The sequence below is a fragment of the Mesorhizobium sp. P2_D1 genome, assembly GCF_056404455.1.
Window position 1 is genome coordinate 1 of record NZ_JBFUDZ010000126.1, and the last position, 1705, is coordinate 1705.

At 59.5% G+C, this 1705-nt stretch carries 2 protein-coding genes; both read left to right on the top strand.

The genetic code is table 11. The features are described from left to right. On the top strand, nucleotides 1-1059 hold a 1059-nt coding region (locus AC1D0I_RS32445; protein ID WP_477400160.1), incomplete at its 5' end, for an aldehyde dehydrogenase family protein. Beyond that, nucleotides 1059-1705: ABC transporter ATP-binding protein (locus AC1D0I_RS32450; RefSeq protein WP_477400161.1), on the top strand; the 647-nt coding region annotated here is incomplete at its 3' end. The genes AC1D0I_RS32445 and AC1D0I_RS32450, both read left to right, overlap by 1 nt.

A 1705-nucleotide genomic window follows, 5' to 3' on the forward strand; every position in this document is an offset into this window, starting at 1 on the left:
ATCATACCCTCGCGCATCGAAGGGATGCAGCAATTCGTGGTCAAGGAACCAGTCGGCCCGGTGCTGGCGATCGCGCCCTGGAATTTTCCAGCCGTCAATCCGGCCAGAAAGCTCGGCGCGGCATTGGCCGCGGGTTGCTCGTGCATTCTCAAACCACCCGAAGAAGCGCCAGCCAGTGCCATGTCGATCGTCCAGGCGCTCGACGATGCAGGGATTCCCAAGGGCGTGATATCCATGCTGTTCGGTATACCTGCCGAGATTTCATCGTATCTGATCGCCTCCCCGATCATACGCAAGGTATCGTTCACCGGTTCGGTGCCCGTCGGGAAACATCTGATGGCGCTCTGCGCCGCAGGCATGAAGCGGACAACGATGGAACTCGGCGGCCACGGTTCGGTCATTGTCGACCGTGATGTCGACATCGATGCCGTCGTGCGGCTTTCAGCGATGGCGAAATATCGCAATGCCGGCCAAGTGTGCGTGTCGCCGACCCGCTTTTATGTCCACAAGGCGATCTATGTTGAGTTTGTCGAACGCTTCGCTGCCATTGCGGATGGCGTTGTGGTCGGCGATGGCTTCCTGGAAGATACGGCCATGGGACCTCTTGCCCATTCGAGACGCGGGTCTGCGCTGGATGAACTCGTGGCCGATGCCGAAAAGCACGGCGCTAACCTGCGTGCCGGCGGCCATCGGCGTAACAGCCCCGGTTACTTCTTTTCACCGACGGTGTTGTGCGATGTATCAGAACATGCGCGTGTCATGAATGAGGAACCGTTTGGCCCCGTGGCTCTGATCAATCCGATCGACTCGATCGAAAGTGGAATCAAGCAGGCCAATCGGCTTCCCTACGGTCTGGCCAGCTATGGTTTCGGCGCGACCGCAGACGCGGCGAAGGCATTTTCCAGCGGGCTCGAAACGGGGATGGTCGGGATCAACAGCTTTACCATTTCCTTTCCCGAGACGCCGTTTCTGGGCATTAAGGACAGCGGACACGGGGCCGAAAACGGTGTCGAAGGCCTTGAGACCTGTCTCGTCAGCAAATTCGTGAGCCAGATATGATGAGCGACTTGTCGGCAAATCCCGCGCGAGCCCATGACGAGACCGCACTGGTCCGGTTCATCAATGTACAGAAATCGTATGGAGGCCTTGGCCTCGTCGTCAAAAACCTCAACCTCGACGTACTCAGGGGCGAATTCCTCACCTTGCTCGGCCCGTCGGGCTCCGGCAAGACGACCACCCTGATGATGCTTGCTGGCTTTCAGGATGCCACCTCAGGAGAAATCCTGCTGGACGGACGGCCAGTGACCCAGACGCCGCCGCATGAGCGCGGCATCGGCATGGTGTTCCAGAGCTATGCACTGTTCCCGCACATGACCGTGGCACAGAATCTCGCCTTTCCCCTTGAGGTGCGCCGCGTCGCCAAGGCCGACATCGCCAACCGGGTCAAACGCGCGCTCGATATGGTTGAGCTGCCCAATTTCGCAGGGCGACGCCCCTCGCAGCTTTCCGGCGGCCAGCAGCAGCGCGTCGCGCTAGCGCGGGCACTCATCTTCGAGCCGACAGTGGTTCTGATGGATGAACCGCTGGGCGCGTTGGACAAGCATTTGCGAGAGCAGATGCAATACGAAATCAAGGCGCTGCATGACCGTCTCGGCATCACAATGATCTACGTGACCCACGACCAATCCGAAGCCCTGACCATGTC